The sequence below is a fragment of the Lacipirellula sp. genome, from assembly GCF_965279485.1.
GTDB lineage: Bacteria > Planctomycetota > Planctomycetia > Pirellulales > Lacipirellulaceae > Lacipirellula.
In genome coordinates, this window is sequence record NZ_CBDIIC010000001.1 from 821,736 (window position 1) to 841,393 (window position 19,658).

At 61.1% G+C, this 19,658-nt stretch carries 19 protein-coding genes and 1 riboswitch; of the genes, 15 read left to right on the forward strand and 4 right to left on the reverse strand.

The annotated features are described in order from the left end of the window. Nucleotides 1–316: 316 nt before the first annotated feature. From ACQY7R_RS03525 to ACQY7R_RS03540, 4 genes are all read left to right on the forward strand, one after another. On the forward strand, nucleotides 317–940 hold the full coding sequence (locus ACQY7R_RS03525; protein WP_428304220.1) for a phosphoesterase: 624 nt from the start codon (nucleotides 317–319) through the stop codon (nucleotides 938–940). A 70-nt stretch (nucleotides 941–1,010) separates the two neighbouring features. Next, entirely contained in the window at nucleotides 1,011–2,213 is a 1,203-nt protein-coding gene (locus ACQY7R_RS03530; protein WP_428304221.1) for a cysteine desulfurase family protein, read from the forward strand. A 142-nt stretch (nucleotides 2,214–2,355) separates the two neighbouring features. Further along, nucleotides 2,356–2,685: a HesB/IscA family protein gene (locus ACQY7R_RS03535; RefSeq protein WP_152098846.1), complete on the forward strand. Its 330-nt coding sequence runs from the start codon at nucleotides 2,356–2,358 to the stop codon at nucleotides 2,683–2,685. A 304-nt stretch (nucleotides 2,686–2,989) separates the two neighbouring features. Beyond that, nucleotides 2,990–3,169: a Flp family type IVb pilin gene (locus ACQY7R_RS03540; RefSeq protein WP_152098845.1), complete on the forward strand. Its 180-nt coding sequence runs from the start codon at nucleotides 2,990–2,992 to the stop codon at nucleotides 3,167–3,169. 73 nt (nucleotides 3,170–3,242) lie between these two features. Here ACQY7R_RS03540 and queA read toward each other — a convergent pair whose 3' ends face one another. After that, entirely contained in the window at nucleotides 3,243–4,304 is a 1,062-nt protein-coding gene (gene queA / locus ACQY7R_RS03545) for a tRNA preQ1(34) S-adenosylmethionine ribosyltransferase-isomerase QueA (RefSeq protein ID WP_428304222.1), read from the reverse strand. Nucleotides 4,305–4,617: 313 nt separating this feature from the next. Between queA and ACQY7R_RS03550 the strand changes: the two genes are divergently transcribed. From ACQY7R_RS03550 to ACQY7R_RS03560, 3 genes are all read left to right on the forward strand, one after another. Next, nucleotides 4,618–5,136, forward strand: a complete 519-nt coding sequence (locus tag ACQY7R_RS03550) for a division/cell wall cluster transcriptional repressor MraZ (RefSeq protein WP_428304223.1) — start codon at nucleotides 4,618–4,620, stop codon at nucleotides 5,134–5,136. A gap of 255 nt (nucleotides 5,137–5,391) precedes the next feature. Then, entirely contained in the window at nucleotides 5,392–6,276 is an 885-nt protein-coding gene (rsmH, locus tag ACQY7R_RS03555) for a 16S rRNA (cytosine(1402)-N(4))-methyltransferase RsmH (RefSeq protein ID WP_428304224.1), read from the forward strand. A gap of 31 nt (nucleotides 6,277–6,307) precedes the next feature. Beyond that, a complete protein-coding gene (locus ACQY7R_RS03560) occupies nucleotides 6,308–6,616 on the forward strand; it encodes a hypothetical protein (RefSeq protein ID WP_428304225.1) in 309 nt (102 codons plus the stop codon). Nucleotides 6,617–6,759: 143 nt separating this feature from the next. Here ACQY7R_RS03560 and ACQY7R_RS03565 read toward each other — a convergent pair whose 3' ends face one another. The 3 genes from ACQY7R_RS03565 to ACQY7R_RS03575 all read right to left on the reverse strand — a co-directional run bounded on the left by ACQY7R_RS03565 (nucleotide 6,760) and on the right by ACQY7R_RS03575 (nucleotide 9,471). Then, nucleotides 6,760–7,764, reverse strand: coding sequence for a tetratricopeptide repeat protein (locus ACQY7R_RS03565; RefSeq protein ID WP_428304226.1), 1,005 nt, complete (start codon nucleotides 7,762–7,764; stop codon nucleotides 6,760–6,762). Between the two features lie 59 nt (nucleotides 7,765–7,823). Next, nucleotides 7,824–8,399, reverse strand: coding sequence for a hypothetical protein (locus ACQY7R_RS03570; RefSeq protein WP_428304227.1), 576 nt, complete (start codon nucleotides 8,397–8,399; stop codon nucleotides 7,824–7,826). 238 nt (nucleotides 8,400–8,637) lie between these two features. Then, on the reverse strand, nucleotides 8,638–9,471 hold the full coding sequence (locus ACQY7R_RS03575; RefSeq protein WP_428304228.1) for a phosphatase PAP2 family protein: 834 nt from the start codon (nucleotides 9,469–9,471) through the stop codon (nucleotides 8,638–8,640). Nucleotides 9,472–9,919: 448 nt separating this feature from the next. Beyond that, nucleotides 9,920–10,011: riboswitch (cyclic di-GMP riboswitch) on the forward strand. A 231-nt stretch (nucleotides 10,012–10,242) separates the two neighbouring features. Here ACQY7R_RS03575 and ACQY7R_RS03580 point away from each other — a divergent pair. The 8 genes from ACQY7R_RS03580 to ACQY7R_RS03615 all read left to right on the forward strand — a co-directional run bounded on the left by ACQY7R_RS03580 (nucleotide 10,243) and on the right by ACQY7R_RS03615 (nucleotide 19,509). Then, nucleotides 10,243–10,422: a Flp family type IVb pilin gene (locus tag ACQY7R_RS03580; protein WP_152098837.1), complete on the forward strand. Its 180-nt coding sequence runs from the start codon at nucleotides 10,243–10,245 to the stop codon at nucleotides 10,420–10,422. A 399-nt stretch (nucleotides 10,423–10,821) separates the two neighbouring features. Beyond that, nucleotides 10,822–11,397, forward strand: coding sequence for an A24 family peptidase (locus ACQY7R_RS03585; RefSeq protein WP_428304229.1), 576 nt, complete (start codon nucleotides 10,822–10,824; stop codon nucleotides 11,395–11,397). Nucleotides 11,398–11,579: 182 nt separating this feature from the next. Beyond that, nucleotides 11,580–12,674 carry a Flp pilus assembly protein CpaB gene (gene cpaB / locus ACQY7R_RS03590; protein WP_428304230.1) on the forward strand — a complete coding sequence of 365 codons (1,095 nt, stop codon included), beginning with the start codon at nucleotides 11,580–11,582 and terminating at the stop codon, nucleotides 12,672–12,674. Nucleotides 12,675–12,811: 137 nt separating this feature from the next. Further along, nucleotides 12,812–14,584, forward strand: coding sequence for a type II and III secretion system protein family protein (locus ACQY7R_RS03595; protein ID WP_428304231.1), 1,773 nt, complete (start codon nucleotides 12,812–12,814; stop codon nucleotides 14,582–14,584). 119 nt (nucleotides 14,585–14,703) lie between these two features. Beyond that, entirely contained in the window at nucleotides 14,704–15,909 is a 1,206-nt protein-coding gene (locus ACQY7R_RS03600) for an AAA family ATPase (protein WP_428304232.1), read from the forward strand. A 280-nt stretch (nucleotides 15,910–16,189) separates the two neighbouring features. Continuing rightward, nucleotides 16,190–17,518: a CpaF family protein gene (locus tag ACQY7R_RS03605; RefSeq protein WP_428304233.1), complete on the forward strand. Its 1,329-nt coding sequence runs from the start codon at nucleotides 16,190–16,192 to the stop codon at nucleotides 17,516–17,518. A gap of 45 nt (nucleotides 17,519–17,563) precedes the next feature. Continuing rightward, on the forward strand, nucleotides 17,564–18,526 hold the full coding sequence (locus tag ACQY7R_RS03610) for a type II secretion system F family protein (protein WP_428304234.1): 963 nt from the start codon (nucleotides 17,564–17,566) through the stop codon (nucleotides 18,524–18,526). Nucleotides 18,527–18,528: 2 nt separating this feature from the next. Beyond that, nucleotides 18,529–19,509, forward strand: a complete 981-nt coding sequence (locus tag ACQY7R_RS03615) for a type II secretion system F family protein (protein ID WP_428304235.1) — start codon at nucleotides 18,529–18,531, stop codon at nucleotides 19,507–19,509. Nucleotides 19,510–19,658: the final 149 nt, after the last annotated feature.

The following is a 19,658-nucleotide window of genomic DNA, read 5'->3' on the forward strand; positions in this document are numbered from 1 at the left end:
ATTTGGTTCCTTAGATTTGGTTTTATAGTTTTCAAATTGGCGAGTCAAGCAAATTTCGAATTGAACCGCCAAGGACGCCAAGAGCGCCAAGGAAATACGGGGAGATCGGAACCGCGGATGAACGCGGATAGACGCAGATAAGAAATCATTAGCGTTCATCTGCGTTCATCGGCGGTTTCGTTAAGCATTTGCATTTCCTGGCGCTCTTGGCGTCCTTGGCGGTTAGTCTTCCAGCGGGTCGACGATGTCGCAGGGAGCGTTTACACTTGCGACACTGCTAGTACCGCCTGCCTTGCCTCGCCGAAAGGATTCTTTGATGCCCGCCGTCGCTGAAGAACGCGTGTTGGTCGTTCCCACAAAACGCTTCCACTCGCTCGGGCATTTTCAGGGCTTCTCGGCGGAGACGGACAAGTACCTGCCGGCGTTGCTCGAAGGGGGCGATCTCGGTTACCGCCCGCGGAGCGAGATGGAGCAAGACCCTAGCTTTAAGCAGCTGATCCCCTACGTGCTGTTTCGCTTCAAGGATCCGCACGGCGCCGTGCAGTTGTTTCAATACACCCGTGGCGGCGGCCAAGGCGAGAAGCGGCTTCACGCGAAGCGGAGCGTCGGCATCGGCGGGCACATCTCTTCCGACGACGCCGCAAAGAAGACGACCACCAGCGACGTCTACCGCGAGGGAATGCTTCGTGAGTTGACCGAAGAGGTGATCATCGAAACGCAGTACCGCGAGAAGTGCGTCGGGCTGATCAACGATGACGAAACGCCGGTCGGGCAGGTTCACCTCGGCGTGGTCCACATTTGCGACGTCGACAACCCCGGCATCCGCCCCCGCGAGGAAGACATCCTCGACGCCGGCTTCCGCCCGGTCGATCAGCTGCTGGCAGAAATCGACCGCTGCGAAACGTGGTCGCAAATCGTGCTGAAGGCGCTCTTTGCCTAGGGGGGGCCGCACCAGCTAGGATGGAAGCCTGATTCAGCTCGTTGCGTTCCGAGGCTGCCGCGAACCATCCATGCCCGCTTCTGTTCCGATCTACATGGACAATCACGCCACGACGCGGGTCGATCCGCGCGTCGTCGAGGCGATGTTGCCCTACTTCACGGAGCAGTACGGCAACGCCGGCAGCATCGGTCATGCGTACGGCGAAGCAGCGCGCGAAGCAGTCGAGCAGTCTCGCGCCGTGATTGCCGGCGCGATTGGCGCCGAGCCGGAAGAGATTGTCTTTACGAGCGGCGCCACCGAGAGCAATAACCTCGCCATCCGCGGCATCGCTGAACGGCCGAAACGGCGGGGCGACCATCTTGTCAGCGTGCAGACGGAGCACAAAGCGGTGCTCGCCCCGCTCGCGCGACTGGCGCGACGCGGCTACGACGTGACGCTGTTGGAAGTGGAACCGCATGGGAGCCCACGAGCCGGGTGGCTCGATCCGCAGCGCATCGCCGACGCTCTGCGCGACGACACGGCGCTAGTAAGCGTGATGCTCGCCAACAATGAGATCGGCGTCATCCAACCGATCGCCGAGATTGCGGCCATCTGCCGCGACCGCGGCGTGACGTTCCACTGCGATGCGACGCAAGCGGTTGGCAAGTGGCCGATCAGCGTCCGCCAGCTTGGCGTCGATTTGATGAGTTTCACAGCGCACAAGATTTACGGCCCGAAGGGAATCGGCGCCCTGTACATTCGCAAGACGCGGCCGGCGGTGCGGCTCGAACCGCAGATCACCGGCGGCGGGCAACAAGATGGCCTGCGAAGCGGCACGCTCAACGTCGCGGGAATCGTGGGCTTTGGCACGGCGCTCCAATTAGCGACGATGGAGATCGTTTCTGAGCTGAAACGATTGACCGACCTTCGCAACCGGCTCTGGGAGCTGTTGCGCGAGCGGATCGAAGGGATCGAGCTCTGCGGCCCCGCCCTGGGTGAACGGGCGGCCACGGGCGGGCCGTTGCGGCTTCCCGGCAACCTCGATGTGGCCTTCGGCAACGTCGACGGCGAGGCCCTGCTCCTGGCGATGGAAAACCTGGCCGTCAGCTCCGGGGCGGCCTGCAGTTCGACGGACCCGACCCCCAGCCATGTCCTGTTGGCCCTTGGTTTGACCGAGGATTTGGCCCGCAGCACGCTCCGGTTCGGCCTGGGGCGGTTTAGTACGATGGCGGAGGTCGAAGCGGCGGCGGAAACCGTTGCGGCTGCCGTCGCCCGATTGCGGGAGCTACGATAACGCGTCTTTTCCCGGACGTAAAAGTGGTATAATGTAGTCGGCTGGCGTCGCTGCAAGGCGTCGCCGGCAAATTGAGCAAACCTCCGCCCCGTCGCGTGGGCGGCTTGTTTAAGTCATCGAAAGACGGAAAAAGGGGTCTCCCATGAGCATTGTTCTCACCGAAAAAGCTGCCCACGAAGTCAAGCGGATCATGGAAGCCCAGAAGTACGAAGACCACGTACTGCGGGTCGGCGTTGCCGGCGGCGGCTGCAGCGGCTTCAGCTATGCCCTGGGCTTTGCCAAGGACTTCGACGAAACGGTCGATGCGAAGTACGAATTCCACGGCGTGCCGGTCGTCGTCGATAAGAAGAGCGCTCTCTACCTTGATGGCACGACGGTTGATTTCTACGAAGGCATCGATCGCCGCGGGTTCACGTTCGACAACCCGAACGCGGTAAAGAGCTGTGGTTGCGGCAGCTCGTTCCAGGCCTAATCGGCTGAGCGTAAAAGCGAATCAAACACGAAGGGCTTGTCCTGCGGGACAGGCCCTTTTTTTGTTGCGCAGCGGCCATTGGGGCGTTCGCGCTAAGCGGCAAGCGGCCGATCATGCCTCGATCGTCATGGGGCGTTACAAACGGACCGGCGGCGAAAAATAATTCCAAAAGTCGGCGATTCCCACGAACAATCGCCTGCACACGGCCGGGTGCGACATAGAGTTTAGATGTCGGGATTGAAGGCGAACGCCTCCGGTCCTGCACATCCCCTCCTCTTTTCCCCCTTTTCTTGTGACGTGTCCCATGCGCGACTTCATTCGACGCTTCCTGACGGAAGAAGATGGCCCTACGGCCGTTGAATATGCCGTCATGTTAGCGCTGATTGTCGGGGTCTGCATCACGTCGGTCACGGCCCTCGCTCAACGGACAGGCGAAAGCTTCAACACTTCCGCTGCCAATCTGTCGAGCGTTTGGGGTTCGTGACTCGTTTGCGACCAGCGACAGCCAGCTTTAATTAGCTTCAATCTCAAGAGACGCCACGGCGATGCGACGCTTGTCATTGGATGAGCATCGCGTCGCCGTAGCTATAGAAGCGATACTGTTGCTCGATCGCCTTCGCATAGGCCTCGCGGACAAGTTCGACGCCCCCGAACGCCTGCACGAGCAGTAGCAGCGTCGTCCGCGGGAAATGGAAGTTGGTGACCATCGCGTCTGTCGCCAGGAATTCGTACGGCGGGCGGATGTAGAGGCGTGATTCGCCTTGCCAGGGCGCCACCAGGTCGGGGGCTCCGGCGGCTCGTTGAGCCGCGGCTACTGTTTCTAGCGTGCGGACGACCGTGGTGCCGACGTTCACGATGCGGCCTTCGGCGGCACGGGCGGCGCAAATCTCGCGGGCGGCCGCTGCGTTGACTTCCGCCCACTCGGCGTGCATCGGGTGATCGGCTGGGTTCTCGACGGCAATCGGGCGGAACGTTCCCATGCCGACGTGCAGCGTCACCGCCGAGACGTCGGCGCCCCGCTGGCCGACCGAGCGAAGGAGTTCGGGCGTGAAATGGAGCCCTGCCGTCGGCGCGGCAACCGCGCCGGGCCGGCGGGCGAAGACGGTTTGGTAGCGTTCGACGTCGGCGTCGACCATCTGGCCGCCGCGGATGTACGGCGGCAGCGGCACGCGGCCGATGCGGTCGAGCAACGCTAGCGTATCAATCGGTTCGTCGAGACGAGCTCGCCACTGGCCATCGTCGAGTCGTTCGACCATCCAGAGCTTCGCCGCGACGCGCCCCTCGCGATCGAGCAGGTGGACCGCCTCAGGTTCTTTGAGGTGGCCGCGAGTCTTGCAGACGAGCTTCCAGTCCCCCTCCGGGGTCGATCCCAAGAACAGCCCCTGCCATTGGCCGCCGGTCTCGACGCGTTTGCCGCGGAGTTGGGCCGGAATCACTTTGGTGTCGTTCAGAACGACTCGATCGCCGCGGCGGATGAAGTCGGGGATATCGCGAATGTGGGCATGATCGATCGTGCACCGCGCGCGGTCGACAATCATCAAGCGGGCGTCGACCCGATTGATAAGCGGTTCCTGGGCAATGAGTTCGGCGGGGAGATCGTAATCGAACCAAGGTTCCATGCGGGGCGAGTTCCTGCAGACGAAGCGACGCGAACGGAGCGAAAACGTGCAAGTATATGCCGGGCAATAGTTTACCGGCTACCGCAATCACCAACTGGCCACGCCGCTCGATCAGCCCGAGCAGCGCCTCGGAACGGGACGACGACGAATTTTCAAATTTCGTGATCGGCCGTAACTCGTTGCGCGAGTGACAGAAAGGTTTCGTTCGCCCATCGTCGGTTTCGGCGGAGGGAAAGATCAGCGTTGACGAGCGGCTCAGCGGGGGTATGTTGGGGACCGTTGGTGACGATTGGGGAAAAATGGGGGCCAGGTCATGCTGTTTACGGGGTCGTATCGTCGCGCCCTCGATGACAAGCTGCGGCTGGCGATTCCCAAACCCCTCCGCGACCAGTTGGCGGCCGACGGCCCGCTCTATTTGACTCCCGGGCTGGATGGCTGCTTGGCTATCTACCCGCCCGCGGCATTTGCGGCGCTGGCCGATCGCTTAGCGGCGACCTCCCCCGCCACGCGGGAAGTTCGCGATTACAGCCGGCTGTTTTTCTCTCAGGCGGCGACAGTTAGCCCAGATTCGCAGTGGCGGCTACGCGTACCGACCGAACTGATTAATTGGGCCAAGCTCAGCGGCGAGGCGATGGTCGTGGGCGTTCGCGACCACATCGAAGTTTGGGCCGCCGACCGCTGGGAGGCCTACGTCGCCCAGTGCGACGGGCAGTATGAACAGCTGGCGGAAGCGGCGCTCATGGGCGGGGCTGCCACGCAGCTTTTGCAACAGAACAACGCTCCCAATGGTGAAGAGAGCCCCCACGAGGCGATGCCGCGGGCGCCGCGGTAACGAACAGCAGACCTGCGTGGAGGAACCACGACCACCGTTCATTTCGATTTCCCTGGGGCGACGCTGGCGAGGCCACAGGCTGGCGTCGCCTTTTTGGGGAATTCGATGATCCGCTCGCGGCATGGATGTCACGGAGCGGAGGTTGGGGCGGATCGGCGAAATTCGTCGTTCCAACCCGCAGCCTCATCCAAGGCGCAGGGACGTGCTTTGGAATGGGGCATTTTTATTGCCTGCACCAGTCATTAAGCTGGAGCGATGAATGATGCGACCGTCCATATTCCAGTTCTGTTCGATGAAGTGCTGGAACAGCTTCGCCCTGCCGCTGGCGGCGTTTTTGTCGACGGAACCTTAGGCGGCGGCGGACACACGCGAGCGTTGGCCGAGCGCGTCGGCGATACAGGCCGCGTCATCTCGGTTGATCTCGATGCCGTTGCCGTAGAGCGCGCTTCCGAAATGCTGGCGGGCTTATCCGTCTCCGTAGCGAACGCCAGCTACGCCGACATCCCTGAAGTGCTCGACGAGATCGGCGTCGCTGCCGTTGACGGCGTGCTACTCGACCTTGGGTTGTCGAGCGATCAACTGGCCGACCCGAACCGCGGCTTCAGCTACATGGCCGACGGCGATCTTGATATGCGATTCGACGCCGACAACGGCGAACCGGCGTGGAAGATGATCGCCCGCATGAGCGAAGAGCACTTGGCGGACGTGATCTATCAATACGGTGAAGAGCGTTTCAGCCGGCGGATCGCGCGCAAAATTGTCGAGCAACGACGAACCGATCCAGTCAAGACCGCCGCGCAGCTAGCGGAGCTAGTACGCAGTTGCGTCCCGCGCAGCCGCGGCCACAACATCGATCCGGCCACACGAACCTTCCAAGCCCTACGAATTGCCGTGAATGGGGAGCTGGACGCCCTGCAGTCAGCACTGCGGCGGCTGCCAAACTACTTGAAGCCGGGCGGCCGACTTGCGATCATTAGTTTCCACTCGCTGGAAGATCGAATCGTCAAGGAAGCGTTTCGAGAAGATGACCGGTTGAACGCGGTGACGCGTAAGCCGATCGTCGCGAGCGAAGAAGAGTCGAGTCGAAATCCGCGTGCTCGCAGCGCCAAGTTGCGAGTCGCCGAACGAACATCGGTGTAGTGCAGCGGGACGGAAACCCCACGGATCATTTATGGATCAACAAGATGGAATCAGTCGCCGCGACGCGGTGATTGGGATCAGCTTTCTGAGCGTGTTGCTCGCTCTGCTCTCCGCAACAATCGTGTATCGGATCCTGGAAGCGAAGCATGGCCAAGGCCCGCGGATGGCGCCGCCGTTAATTGCCGAAGCTCCGACCGAAGTAGCTCCGCTTGCGGCAGCGCCGATCATTCTTGACGGGCAAGTCGACACAGTGGCGCTCGAGACGCCGGTCGCAGAAGGCGCCGTCATTCAGCCGAGCAGCGTTAACCAACCGACTTTTGTCGCGCCGTCTGCGCGGTAGGGTCGCGCGATTGCAACCCGCTGCGTCGCATTTCTAGCCCCGGGCTCCGCCCGGGGGTCGGTAACCATTCCGCTTGGCGTCGCGTCGCGTGCTGCCACCCCCGGTCGGAGCCCGGGGCTAGGGTGATCTCGCCAGTAATTGGGTTACTGGTTGACTGGCGGGAGCAGCATCGGGGCCGAGTCGACTGACTGCGTAGCCGCCGCCGGTGCGATCCACGGCGTGTTCGGCATCGCGGCGACCGCTTCGGGCGTCGGCAAGATCGATTCCTCGCCGTAAGCCGCAGGGGCAGGCATCGCAGGTTGTTGCTGAGCCACGATCGAGTGTTCGTACTGCGGGGTTACCGGCGCCGTCAACTGAGCCAGCATTTCGTGAGCTGGCTGCATCGCTGGATCGAGCGAGATCGCTTGCGACAGGAACGGCATGGCCTCGGCGCTGCGACCGCGGTCGTTCAGCAGCACGGCCATGTTGTAGTTAGCAACCGCCGGCGTATGAACTGCCATCAGGTGATCCATGGCAGGCTTCACCTGGTTCATCTCCACCAACACTTTGGCCGAGTTGTTGCGGTAGAGGGCTTTGCGCGGTTCTAACCGGACGGCTTGGTCAAGGACGCGGGCCGCGGTCGGCAGATCGCCGCGTCGGGCGTAACAGAGCGCGAGGTCGTTTTGCGCGGTTGCACTTTGCGGATGAGCCTTGGCGGCGCGCTCGTAGAGCATTTGAGCGACGTCGAGCCGGCCCTCGCGATCTTCCAACCGTGCTGCGCCGAGCAAGGCGTCGAGATTCTTTGGATCCATCGCCAACGCTTTTTGGTAGTGCTGGCGAGCTTGCGGAATCTGACCGGCGCGATGCGCGAAGTGAGCGAGCGAGACGTGAAGTTCAGGCGTCGCCTTCTTCGGATCGAACGGCACGTCACTCGACGGGGCAGCCGGGGCAACGGCGTTCGGCTTCGAGTCGCCAAACATGCTCGGCGAGTACTCTTTCATCGACGCGACGAACTTATCGGTCCAACCCGCCTCGGCAATGACGGCGCCAGGCGCTCCGGGAGGGCCTCCCTTCGAGACGTAACCGCCGGAGACGCCGGGTCCGTTCGTGCTCGAGCAGCCGAGAGCGGCGACCGCGAGCATGCAGTTTGCGAACCAAAACTTTCGCATTGTGGCGTTCCCTGAACGGTTGGTCGTATCGGCAGACGAAGGGATGGAGAGCGGCGGCGTTAGTTCGATGATTCGAGCGCCCCGGCGGCCGGCAGCGCAGGAATTGGCTGGTTGGCTTTGAAGCCCGTGAATACGGCGTCGACCATGCCGGCCGGATATCCGTCGTCGCGAACCAATGTTTCTTGCACGTCGCCAGGACCGCCCATGCCCTGGATGCTGGCGAGGTATTCTTGCACCGCTTCGACTCGGCCGGCCGTCCGCTCCTGGTTCGCGACGCGCTGGACGTACAGCACCCGCTGTTGTGGCGGCGCCTGCGTCATCACCCACTCAGCCTTTAGACGGCCAGCTTCGTTGAGTTGGACGCCGTCGGCTTCGAAGTGATACGGGCCGAGCAAGTTCTGCCGACGCCAGCCGTTGGTCGTCATCGTGTCGAACGCCGTGCAGATGCCGCGGCGAGCCGGACTGATGTATTGCCGCGGCCAAATTGAATTTTGGTAGTAGGCCTCTTCGCAGGTGTAGTGATCATTTGGCCCGACGACGCAGCCGCCGCCGCGGTGAGCGCACTGCTGCGCTTGAGCTGATGCGGCAAGCAACATGGCGGCCGGAAGTGCGGCCCAAACGGCGGAATGTTTCATCGATCGATCCTGCGGAGCGGAACGTGGCGAGGCCAACGGCCGAGGTGTTCGTAGGCAGTCGGGATAGCGCGGCGTCGGCGCGAAGCCGCCGTGGAAGCGTTACCGTCGTCAGTATCGACACGAACCGGAAGGTCGCTGCCCAGCTTTTCCCGAAACTGGCATCGCTTGCCCAGCCGGCAAAGTCGAATGGCAAACCGCCAGCATCGCTAGCACTTCGCAACGCGAGCGCGTGAAGAGATCAGCTAGCGCCGCCCGAGCGAGTGGGAGACAATCGCTGAGCCACTTGCCTCCATAAATGAGCGGCCCAGCCTGTAGGAACGGCCGCTGCGGTAGGCTGCATGATCACCACCAGGCCAACTAATACTCCGCCGGGAACATCGATGAAGTAGTGCCCGCCAGTGGTCACCGTCGAGACAATCATCAGCCCATTTAGCACGACTGCCGGCCAGCGGAGGGGCGTTTTCCAGAAGGAGGCGAGAAGAATCAGGCCCCAGGCGACGTGGAAGCTGGGAAACGTCACGATTCCCTGCGCTTGCTGCCAATCGAGCGGCGCCCCGGCGCGGAGTGCATGGAAGCGCGCCATCACAGGCGGCGACAAGCACGTCGCGACGCCTTCAGCCGGAAAGAAGAAAAACAGACACAGTGCGATTTGCGCCGCGAGAAAGAACCGTTTCAGGAACAGCCAGAGTTCTGGCTTCTCGGCGTTCAGCAAAATGAGCAAACAAGTCTGCGGCATGATCGAGAAGTAAGCGCACTGCAGCAGTAGCGAGAGCCATGGGTGCTTCGCGACCCACGCGACCAGTGCGGGAGCACTAAGCCCAAGTGCGGCGTCAATCGACGCGAGCGAACGGTCGGCGAGCGGGAGCTTGGCGGCGGCGGCCCCCTCCATAAGCAGCGTGAATGACACGGAGAAGACGACCAACGTTGCCAGGGCACGCAGCAGATTTGGCTGCCACTTCAAGCTGACGGCCCACAGCAATGCGCTCGCCGCGAGTGGAAGCCAGACGTTGGGCAGCGGGGCTCCGAGCGCCCAGATCATCGCAGCTGCCGCCAACGCCGTCGCAATCATCATCCGGTTCCTAACGCACTCTTATTGATATCACTGCCGAGGGAAACGCTGCGCAGCGGGGCTATTCGGCGGGAGATGGCAGCCGAACGCCGCCAATCTTCCCCGACTGCACTCCGATCACGCTCCAATCTTAGGTCGCGAAGGCCCGTGCGCTCGGGATGGTAGCGATTCTGAGGTACGGCGATCGGGTTAGTCCGGCAGGGCAGGTTGTAGCGAGGAGGAAGAGTTTGAAATCCTCCGGCTGCCAAGCATTTTCTTTTGACACCCTGAGAACTCGACATAGGTTTCATGCAGAGTCGAAGTCGTGCAAGCGGCGACGGCTCGAAGGCGAATGCAAGCAGGCGTTCGCCGGCGAATGACCTCTCTTCTCTTGGGTTCCGGGTTCACCGGACGCTTCATTGGACGAAGCCGGGCGAAGAGGCGTATGACGCCGAGCCTGCTGCGTTTTCATCCTCGACAAAGGCAAACCGGTCGCAAGGCCGGGACGCAAAGCTAGAGGACGGCGGGTCGCTACAGCGACTTGACGTTAGCTCGGCCGCCGAAGGGATCCGCGTCGTGCAAACGGCGCAACGAAATGAGTTCACCGAGATGTGACGCAGGAAAACTTATCGTTTCACTTTTTCCGGTTTGGACGGGGGCAAAGTAAGCAGGCTCCTAGGTTCGGCGACGAACAGAGGCAACTGTCCAAACCAACCACCGAGAGCGTGATGGCTCTCGACAACCAGTAGAGTTCGCCGACTCGCGTAGTCGACGGCTCAAGAATCGGAGGATGCTATGAAGAATCTCGCACTGAAGGTACAACGTTTCCTCAAGTCGGAAGATGGCCCCACCGCGGTCGAATACGCCGTGATGCTGGCCCTCATCGTGATTGTCTGTCTGACGGCGATTGGCGCCATCGGCAGCAACGCGAACACCACGTTCAACAAGGTCGCCACTCAGCTTGGCGGCACCTAATCTGATCTGCGTCTGACGACGCCAAGATCACTGTTGCCTAACGACCCTCTCGGAACGCTTCGGCGTTCCGAGAGGTTTTTTCTGCGCGCGGCCAAATCCACTGGCATTTCCCGAGTGGTTTTGATTTTTGCCGCCGGCAGGCGGCGGAAACGCCTGCCGTTTTTGTGAGCTAGGTTTGTATAGAGGCGCGCCCTCGCCTAGTCGGCTAAGGACGTTTGAATCGCTGATTCCGGAGTTTCTGCCATGTTCAGCTTGTTGCCCGAAGATGTCGTTCGCAGCGCAGTTCAATTGGCGTGCTACGGTTTCGCAGCGTTCACCGCGTTCGCCGCGGTGATGTTCGCGCCCCGCTGGTAATAAAACAGTCCGAATCATTCCGCAGCATTGATAGGGAAGTCCGACATGTCCGACTATCAGGAACTTGGCTCTCGCTTGGCTGAAAACTGGGCCTGCTGGGTCGTTACGATCACGCTCGTCGTCGCCGCGATTATTGACGGCAAGCAGTTAAAGGTGCCGAACTGGATTACCTTCCCGATGATTGCCTCGGGCTGGATTTACGGCACGTTTTTCTCACCCGACGCGGGTTGGGCAGGATTGTTCTACAGCCTCGCCGGCACTGCGGTTGGTTTAGCCGTTCTGCTGCCTGCCTACTCGGTCGGCGGGATGGGAGCGGGCGACGTAAAGCTGATGGCCGGCGTCGGCGCTTGGCTAGGGAGCGAGGTGACGCTCTACGCCTTCGCCGTCTCCGCTATCGTCGGCGGCGTCATTGCCGTCGGGATGGTGCTGTCGCAAGGCGCTTGGCACAAGCACCACGCCCAGTTCTTTTCGATCCTGAACGAATTCAGCACGATTAAAGACCCCGAGCAGCTTGCAACCATCGCGGCCGAACGGAAGTCGCGGATGTTCTTGCTGCCCTATGGAATTCCGATGGCCATTGGCTCCATCGCCTACTTCGCGTGGGCGGGGATGCTGGTCTAGGTAACGACTCAACTAGATACCCGAACAAGGCCTGAATCGCCGCTAGCACTCGGCGATTCGGCCTTTGTCGGAAGTTTAGATTGAACCGATTGTGACGAGGGCGCCGAAAACAACGACGAGGCGCGGATTGTAAGCCGGCGCATTGCCGGTGAACGTCTATCGCTTCATGCCAGGGGGGTATGATGCGTCCGAAATCATTAATTCTGCTTGCGCTTGCGCTAGGCTGCGGCTTGGTTGCGTCGATTGGCATTAGCCAAGTACTCGACGGCAGCAATCGCCCGGCGGCTGTGGAAACGGCGCCGATCTACGTCGCTCTCAAGAACGTCAACGTCGGCGACCCGCTGACGGAAAAGATGGTCGCCCTTGAGGAGTGGCCGAAGGACAAGGTTCCGCTCGGCGCCATTTCCAAATGGGAAGAGCTCGAAGACCGTCGTCCGCGCAGCAATATCTATCAGGGCGAGCCTCTCCTCGACAACAAGCTGCTGGCCAAGGGGCAGCGGAGCGATCCGATCCAAGGCGTGCCGGCCGGCATGCGGCTGAAGACGATCCAGGTCGATGCTCGGAAGAGCGCGGCCGGTTTGCTTAGCCCTGGCGACCGCGTCGACGTCCAGATCTTCGTGCGGGCGAATCCCGAGCACGGGATCGCCAGCCCCTTCACAAAAATCTTCTTGCAGAACATTCGCGTCTACGCGGTGGATCAAACCATCGACAAATCGACTGACGGTGAAGAAGCCCGCAATGTCGCGAAAACTGTCTCGCTGATCGTGACGCCGACTCAGGCGAACCGAATCAACCTTGCGGAGAACATGGGCGAAATCAGCCTGATCCCGCGCAATCCTGACGACGACGCCGTCGTGGAGGATTCCGAGCAAGGAGCCGACGAGTTGTTCGGCCGCAGCACGGCGAACCGTCGTGAAAATGAGCAGGACGCCCCTGAAGTCGAACAGGGGGAGGGATCGCTCTCCGGTTTCCAATCGTTGATGCAGCAAGCGCTGAGCAGTGCTGCGGCGGCCGCGGCTTCGAACCCGCAGCCGAAGAAGCCGCAGTTCCAGATGAAGATTATCTATCCGAACGAGATCTCAACCGTACAGTTTTCGGAGAACGGCGATCCGATCAGCGAGACGAATTCGCCGGAGACGTCGTTGCCGTTGCCCGTGGCAGGTCCGTTCGCGACCGCGCCTGTCGCCCCGGCGCCTGCCCCGGCTCCTGTATCGACCGATACCGGAGACGCATCGACGCCTGCCGGTTTCCCGATCGACTTGAAGTTGAGTAAATAGCCCGGAGCTGCGCGTCGGAAACTCGACGCCCGGCCGGATAGAGCTAGATCGACAATCCTGCGGAACAAGGACGTTCCGGAGCCGGGGTCAGGGAGAGCGAAACTCCCCTGCCCTCCACCTGCGAAGGATGTACACGGATGTACGCAACTCGTTTCTCACGCCGTTCTGGCATTCGACTCGTCATGGCAGTGGCGTTGTTGACGAACACGCTCGCAGCGCCCGCGTTTGCCCAGCAAGCGGGCTCGGTGGTACGCAACCTGTCGCAGTCGAACGAACGACTGGAGATGACAGTCAACACCAGTCAAATTCTGACGCTCGGCACGCGGATTCCGCGGATCGTCGTCAATAATCCCGACTTGGTCACTGCGACCCCCGTGAGCGACACCCAAGTGCAGATTGCGGCGCGCAAGCCTGGCGTGACGCAGATCAACCTATGGGACGAGAACGGCGAGATCTACACGGTCGACTTGCTGATCTTCGGCGACGTTCGCGAGCTTGAAGTCAACTTGCAGCGCATGTTCCCGTCGTCGTCAGTGCGGGTGATCCGCCTGACCAACAGCTTGGTGCTGGAAGGTCAGGTCGATCGGCCTGAAATCGTCAGCACGATTCGCCAACTCGCAGAAGACTACGCACCGAAGGTCGTCAACAACATCACCGTCGGCGGCGCTCAGCAGATTTTGCTCAAGGTGAAAATTATGGAAGTCAACCGCACCAAGCTGCGTAGCTTGGGCTTCGACTTCGATTTGAGCAGTACGGGCGGCTTCCTGACGCAGTCAGCGTCGGGCGTGCTGACCTCGATCAACCGCAGCGGAAATACCTTCATCGCGCCGAGTTCCACCGTGACGTTTGACATCGTCAACGGCAACACGCAATTCCTGGGAACGCTGGAAGCGCTGCAGCAGGATAACCTGGTGAAGACGCTCGCCAATCCGACGCTGGTGACGGTCAGCGGTCGTCCCGCCGCCTTTAACGCGGGCGGTGAAATCTTCTTCCAAATCAACAACGGCATCTCCGGCAGCACCGTGCAGTCGGAAGACTTCGGTACGCAAGTCGACTTTTTGCCCATCGTGATGGGCAACGGCCGGATTCGGCTCGAAGTCCGCCCGAAGATCAGCGAGATCGACAATACGGTGCCGCTCGGCAATGAACTGTTCCGCACCAAGGTGAGCTACGTCGACACCGGCGTCGAAATGCAGGCGGGACAGACGCTGGCCTTGGCGGGTCTGAAGCAGACGCGCGTCAAAGCTCAACGCCGCGGCTTGCCCTACTTGATGGACGTCCCGGTCGTCGGCGCAGCATTTCGTAAGGTGAAAGAAGAGGTCGAAGAAATCGAACTCTTGATCCTCGTTACTCCTGAGTTCGCGGAAGCGATGGATCCTCACGAGGTTCCGCTGTGCGGACCGGGTATGGAAACGATGTCTCCGTCCGGCGGCGAACTGTACTGCAAAGGCATGCTCGAAGTTCCGGCTTGCGGTCCCTGCGGAGCAAGCGACCCTTGCTACTGCAACGCCCCGGGCCTCGACTGCAACATGAATGGCTTCGGCCCGTGCGGTGGCTCCGGGGGCGGCCCAGCAATGGCGTCCGACGGCGGCGGAATGGCTCCGAACCAAGTCTACCGTGGCCAGAACTACCAAAACGCCGGACCGCAGTATGAAGGCGAGATCTACCAGGGCCCAATTCAGGCGGCGCCTTCCGGCGGGATGCCGGTACAGCCCTTACAACCGGAACTCGCCCCTGCTACGCTACCCGACCCGGCTGCCAGTATCCAAGGGCCACAGTTCCGGGCGGCGCCCGCGGCCCACTACAGCCCGGTGAATCGGCATCAGCCGAACCAGGTTCGGCAAACGTCGGCTCGATCGACAAGTACTCCGGGTTTGATTGGGCCGATCGGCTACGACGTGCAGAAATAAGCTAATTTTGCTCGGAGAGAAGGGCTCCAAGGAGGTCATAGACTCGATAGTCGATTCCGCTCCGGCAACTGCCGTGTGAGTGCGAGCCGTCGAGCAATGACCCTAGTCAGCAACTGGGCATGGCAAACGTACTGCGGATTGCGATCGTCGACCCGAACGACGCCACACGCGAGAACCTGAAATCGGTTCTCCTGGGGTTAGATACCGTCTGGTTAGAGGCGGAGTGCTCGCGGTACGCCTTTTTCGTCGACGTCGTTGAGCAGACGAAGCCCGACATCGGCTTCATCGCCATGGACAGCGATCCGCCGCGGGCGGTCAAGCTGATCCAGGAAACGCTCGCGAAGTCGCCGAACTGCTCGATCCTCGTTTCCAGCAGCTCAACCGACGGCCGCTTGATTCTCGAATCGATGCGGGCCGGCGCCAAGGAGTTTCTCACGGAACCATTGCGGACCGAAGATCTTTCGGCCGCCCTGCAGCGCGTGAAGCGGCAATCGAGCGGCAACGCCTCGCCTACCGCGAAAGACGGTTGCCAAGTGTTCGCCGTCGCGGGCGCGACGGGCGGCGTTGGTTCGTCGAGCGTGGCCGTCAATCTGGCGTGTGCGCTGGCGGCCGATCCAGCCAACTCGGTGGTGCTGGTCGACCTCGACGTCGCCCTGGGCGACGACGACGTGTTCCTCGACACGATCCCAGAATACACGCTCGCCGACATCGCTCAGAACGTCGAGCGGCTCGATCTGACGTTGCTGCGCAAATCGCTGACTGTCCATTCTACGGGCGTCCATTTGCTGCCGCGGCCGATGCAGCTTGACGAAATCAAACAGATCACGCCGGACAAGTTGCAGCGGGTGCTCGGCCTGCTGAAAACGTCGTTCACTCACATGGTGATCGACACGTCGAAGAGCTTCAGCGAACTCGACATGCTGGCCCTTCGCACAGCCGACGACGTGCTGATGCTGACGCAACTCGACCTACCCTGCTTGCGAAACGTCGTCCGCTTGCTGATGACGTTCGACGAAGACGAGGCCTTGCGTTCGAAGACGAAGGTAATCGTCAACCGCTACGGCCAGGACTCGGGGCAGATTAGCCTGAAGAAAGCCCGCGATACGATCGGCCGCGACGTCTACTGGCAGATTCCGAACGACTACCGCGTGATGGTGGAGGTGCGCAACAACGGCGTGCCGCTGCTGCAGCACGCCCCGAAGGCCGCCATCACGCAATCGATCGGTCAGCTGGCCGATTCGCTATGCGGCAAGAAGAGCGACGACGACGGCGCTAGCGACGGCAAGAGCCGACGGTGGCTCAATCTCTGGTCGAGCCGCTCGTAGGTCGGGCACTTCTGCCCAACGGCAGCGCGATTGATTTGCCAACCTTGCGAGCACTTCCGCCAGGCTAAAAGCCTGGCCTGCGGCCACTCAATCGCTCCACGCGGAACATTCCGCTTGTGCGATCTGCCGCGAATTCTCCGCCGCCTGCGGGTTTGCGCCATGGGCCGCCAGCGTGAACTATCCTTTTCTGACGCCCCAGCGGCGTTGCGCGGGGTATTTCCCCAACGCAGGCGGGGATCGTGCGCATTCCCGGAACAGCTCGTAGCAAAAGACGATCGCCATGACACGACTCGCTACTCAGGCTCAACAGCAGCCCGCCAATAAAGATCGCGAAGCCGAGTTCGAGAAGCTCAAGCAGCGGATCCATTCGAAGCTCGTCGACAAACTCGATTTGTCGCACATCGGCGACCTTGAGGGCGAAGTCCTGCGCCGCGAGATTCGGCTCGTCGTCGAACACCTATGCGATACGGAAGACACGTTCCTCAATCGCAACGAGCGCGATCGGCTCATCGACGAAGTGCTCGACGAAACCTTCGGGCTCGGGCCGCTCGAAATGCTGCTGAAGGACCCGGCGATCAGTGAAATCATGATCAACGGCCCCAAGGCCATTTTCATTGAAAACGGCGGCAAGCTGGAAAAGTCCACCGTGACGTTCCGCGATGACAAGCATTTGATGCAGATCATCGACCGCATCGTCTCGAAGGTCGGCCGGCGCGTCGACGAAGTCTGCCCGATGGTCGACGCGCGGTTGCCGGACGGCTCCCGCGTGAACGCCATCATTCCGCCGCTGGCCCTAGACGGCCCGAGCGTGACGATTCGGCGGTTCGGGTCGAACCCGCTGAAGCTTGAAGATCTGCTGAACTACAAAAGCATGACGCCGGAAATGGTCATGCTGCTCGAAGGCGCCATGAAGGCGCGATTGAACATTATCATCTCCGGCGGCACTGGTTCCGGTAAGACGACGCTGCTCAACACGCTGTCGAGCTTTATTTCGAATCACGACCGCATCGTGACGATCGAAGACGCGGCGGAACTTCAACTTCAGCAGCAGCACATCGTGCGGCTGGAAACGCGTCCGCCGAACATCGAAGGCAAGGGGCGCATCACGGCGACCGACCTCGTGCGCAACTGCCTGCGTATGCGGCCTGACCGCATCATCATCGGCGAGTGTCGCGGACCGGAAACGCTCGACATGCTGCAGGCGATGAATACGGGCCATGAAGGTTCGCTCACGACGTGCCACGCCAATACGCCGCGCGACGCGATCGCTCGTCTCGAGACGATGATCATGATGGCGGGCTTCGAAATGCCAATTAAGGCGATGCGTCAGCAGATTTCAAGCGCCGTCGACTTGATTGTCCAGGTGAATCGCTTGCCGGGCGGCCCTCGTAAAGTGACGGCAATCACTGAAATCATGGGGATGGAGCAAGACACCATCATCATGCAAGACATTTTTAAGTACGTTCTCGAAGGCGTGAACGAGAATGGCCGCGGCGTCGGTCGGTTCGAAGCAACCGGCATCCGCCCGTCGTTCATTCCGCGCTTCGAGTCGCACGGCGTCCGGTTGCCCGCGAGCGTGTTCCGCGAACGGATCATGCTGCGGGACTAATCGAGCAGTCGGCAGAAGAGACATCCCTAAGTCAGCGAGACGTTCATGCTTACAATCCTGATCATCGGCGCGGTGTTCGTCGGCGTGACGCTGCTCGTCGTCGCGATCGCGGCGCTGATGCGCGACAAGTCGATCTCGCAAATGGAGGGGCGGCTTAACACGCTGACCGGCAAGGGGGGCGGCGAAGGCACGCTCGCCGAGCTCACGCAGATCTTGGCGAAGGAGCGCGGCGCCGGCAAAGGCTTTCTGGAATCGGTCGTCTCGCGGTGGTTCAATCTGCCGCGTGTGTTTAGCCAGGCCGACGTCCATATGTCGGTGACGAAGTTCGTGGCGATTTCCGCCGCACTTGGATTCGTGGCGTTTCTCGCGTGCGCCTATGTTGGCGTCCACTATGCCTTTGCCCCTGTCGTTGGCTTCGGCTTCGCGCTGTTGCCGATGGCGTGGCTGATGTTCATGCGTAAGCGGCGGTTGGGCAAGTTCGCTGCTCAGTTGCCCGAGGCCCTGGAACTTGTTTCACGGGCGTTGCGCGCCGGGCACAGTTTGGCAGCAGGCTTCCGTCTTGTCTCCACGGAGATGGCCGAACCAATCGGACGAGAATTCGGCCGCGTGTTCGAAGAGCAAAACCTGGGCCTGCCGTTTGAAGAAGCCCTCGACGCCCTTACCGAACGGGTGCCGAATCTCGATTTGAAGTTCTTCGTCACCGCCGTGATTCTGCAACGCCAGACGGGCGGCGACTTGGCGGAAATTCTGGACAAAATCGGCACGCTCGTCCGCGAGCGGTTCAAAATTTGGGGTCAAGTTCAGGCCCTCACTGGCGAAGGCCGTTTGTCGGGCATCGTGTTGCTCGCATTGCCGCCGCTTTTGTTCCTCGCCGTCTATCGGATGAATCCCGACTACTTGATGGTCCTATTCACCGACGAGTTGGGCAAGAAGATGCTGCTGGGTGGAATTGTCCTGCAGTTCGTCGGGGCCTTGGTCATCCGCAAGATCATTAACATTCGAGTATGACAATGGAACCACTACTCGCCGCTTTGGTCAGCCAATCGACGATCACGCAAATGGCCGTGTTCGGCGCCGTCGCCGCCGTCGCGTGGTGGGTGCTTGATACGATGTCGCGCAGCAAGCCTCGCGCTGAGCAGCGGCTCGAAGAGTACCGCGAACCGAACGCTCGCAAGAGCGATCTGCTGAGCGGCAAATCGAGCAAAGTCGGCGCGATCTCGAAGGTGTTGGAGAAGGCGTCGCCCGCGCTCTCCGCTCCGCTGCAACCGAAGACCGAAGCCGAAGTCAGCAAAGTCCGCGATAAACTGAATATGGCCGGCTTCCGCGGCGCCAACGCGCCGCAGATGTACTGGTCGCTGAAGATTCTGGCACTGGGAGCTGGCTTCTTCCTCGGCGGCGGCGTCATGCTGCTCACCAAGGGCGTCAACAAAGACGCCCTGACTTACACCGGCATCATTGCCGGCGTTTGCTTCTACCTTCCGGAAATCATCCTGTGGGTCATCAAAAAAGGCCGGCAAGACAACATCTTCTACGGCCTGCCGGATGCGCTCGACTTGATGGTGGTGTGCGTGGAAGCCGGCCTGGGCCTCGACCAGGCAATGCGGAAAGTCACTGATGAAATGAAGAAGACCTATAAGGTCATCTCGGAAGAATTCGCCCTCAGCAATATGCAATTACAGATGGGCCGCGCGCGAACTGAAGTGCTGCACGACCTCGGGTCGCGTACGGGCGTCGACGACTTGAAGGCGCTCGCGGCGATTTTGATTCAAGCCGACAAGTTCGGTTCTAGCGTGGCTCAGGCGCTGCGCGTGCAAAGCGATTCGATGCGGACGCGGCGCCGCCAACTCGCCGAAGAGAAGGCCGCGAAGACGGCGGTGAAGCTGATCTTCCCGCTCGTGCTGTTCATCTTCCCGGCGATCTTCGTGGTACTCGTCGGGCCGGCGGCCATCACGATGGTGAACGAACTGTTCCCGACGATGGGCGCACAATAACCGCGACGCCGAAAGCTCTTCAAAGCTCATTGCCGCGCTTCGTGCCTGGGCTCAACCAGAGCCGGCATTGCGCGGCGCTTCGAACAATAAAAAAGGCCTCCTTCAAACGAAGGAGGCCTTTTGAGGAGATCTATTCAGGAAGCAGCATT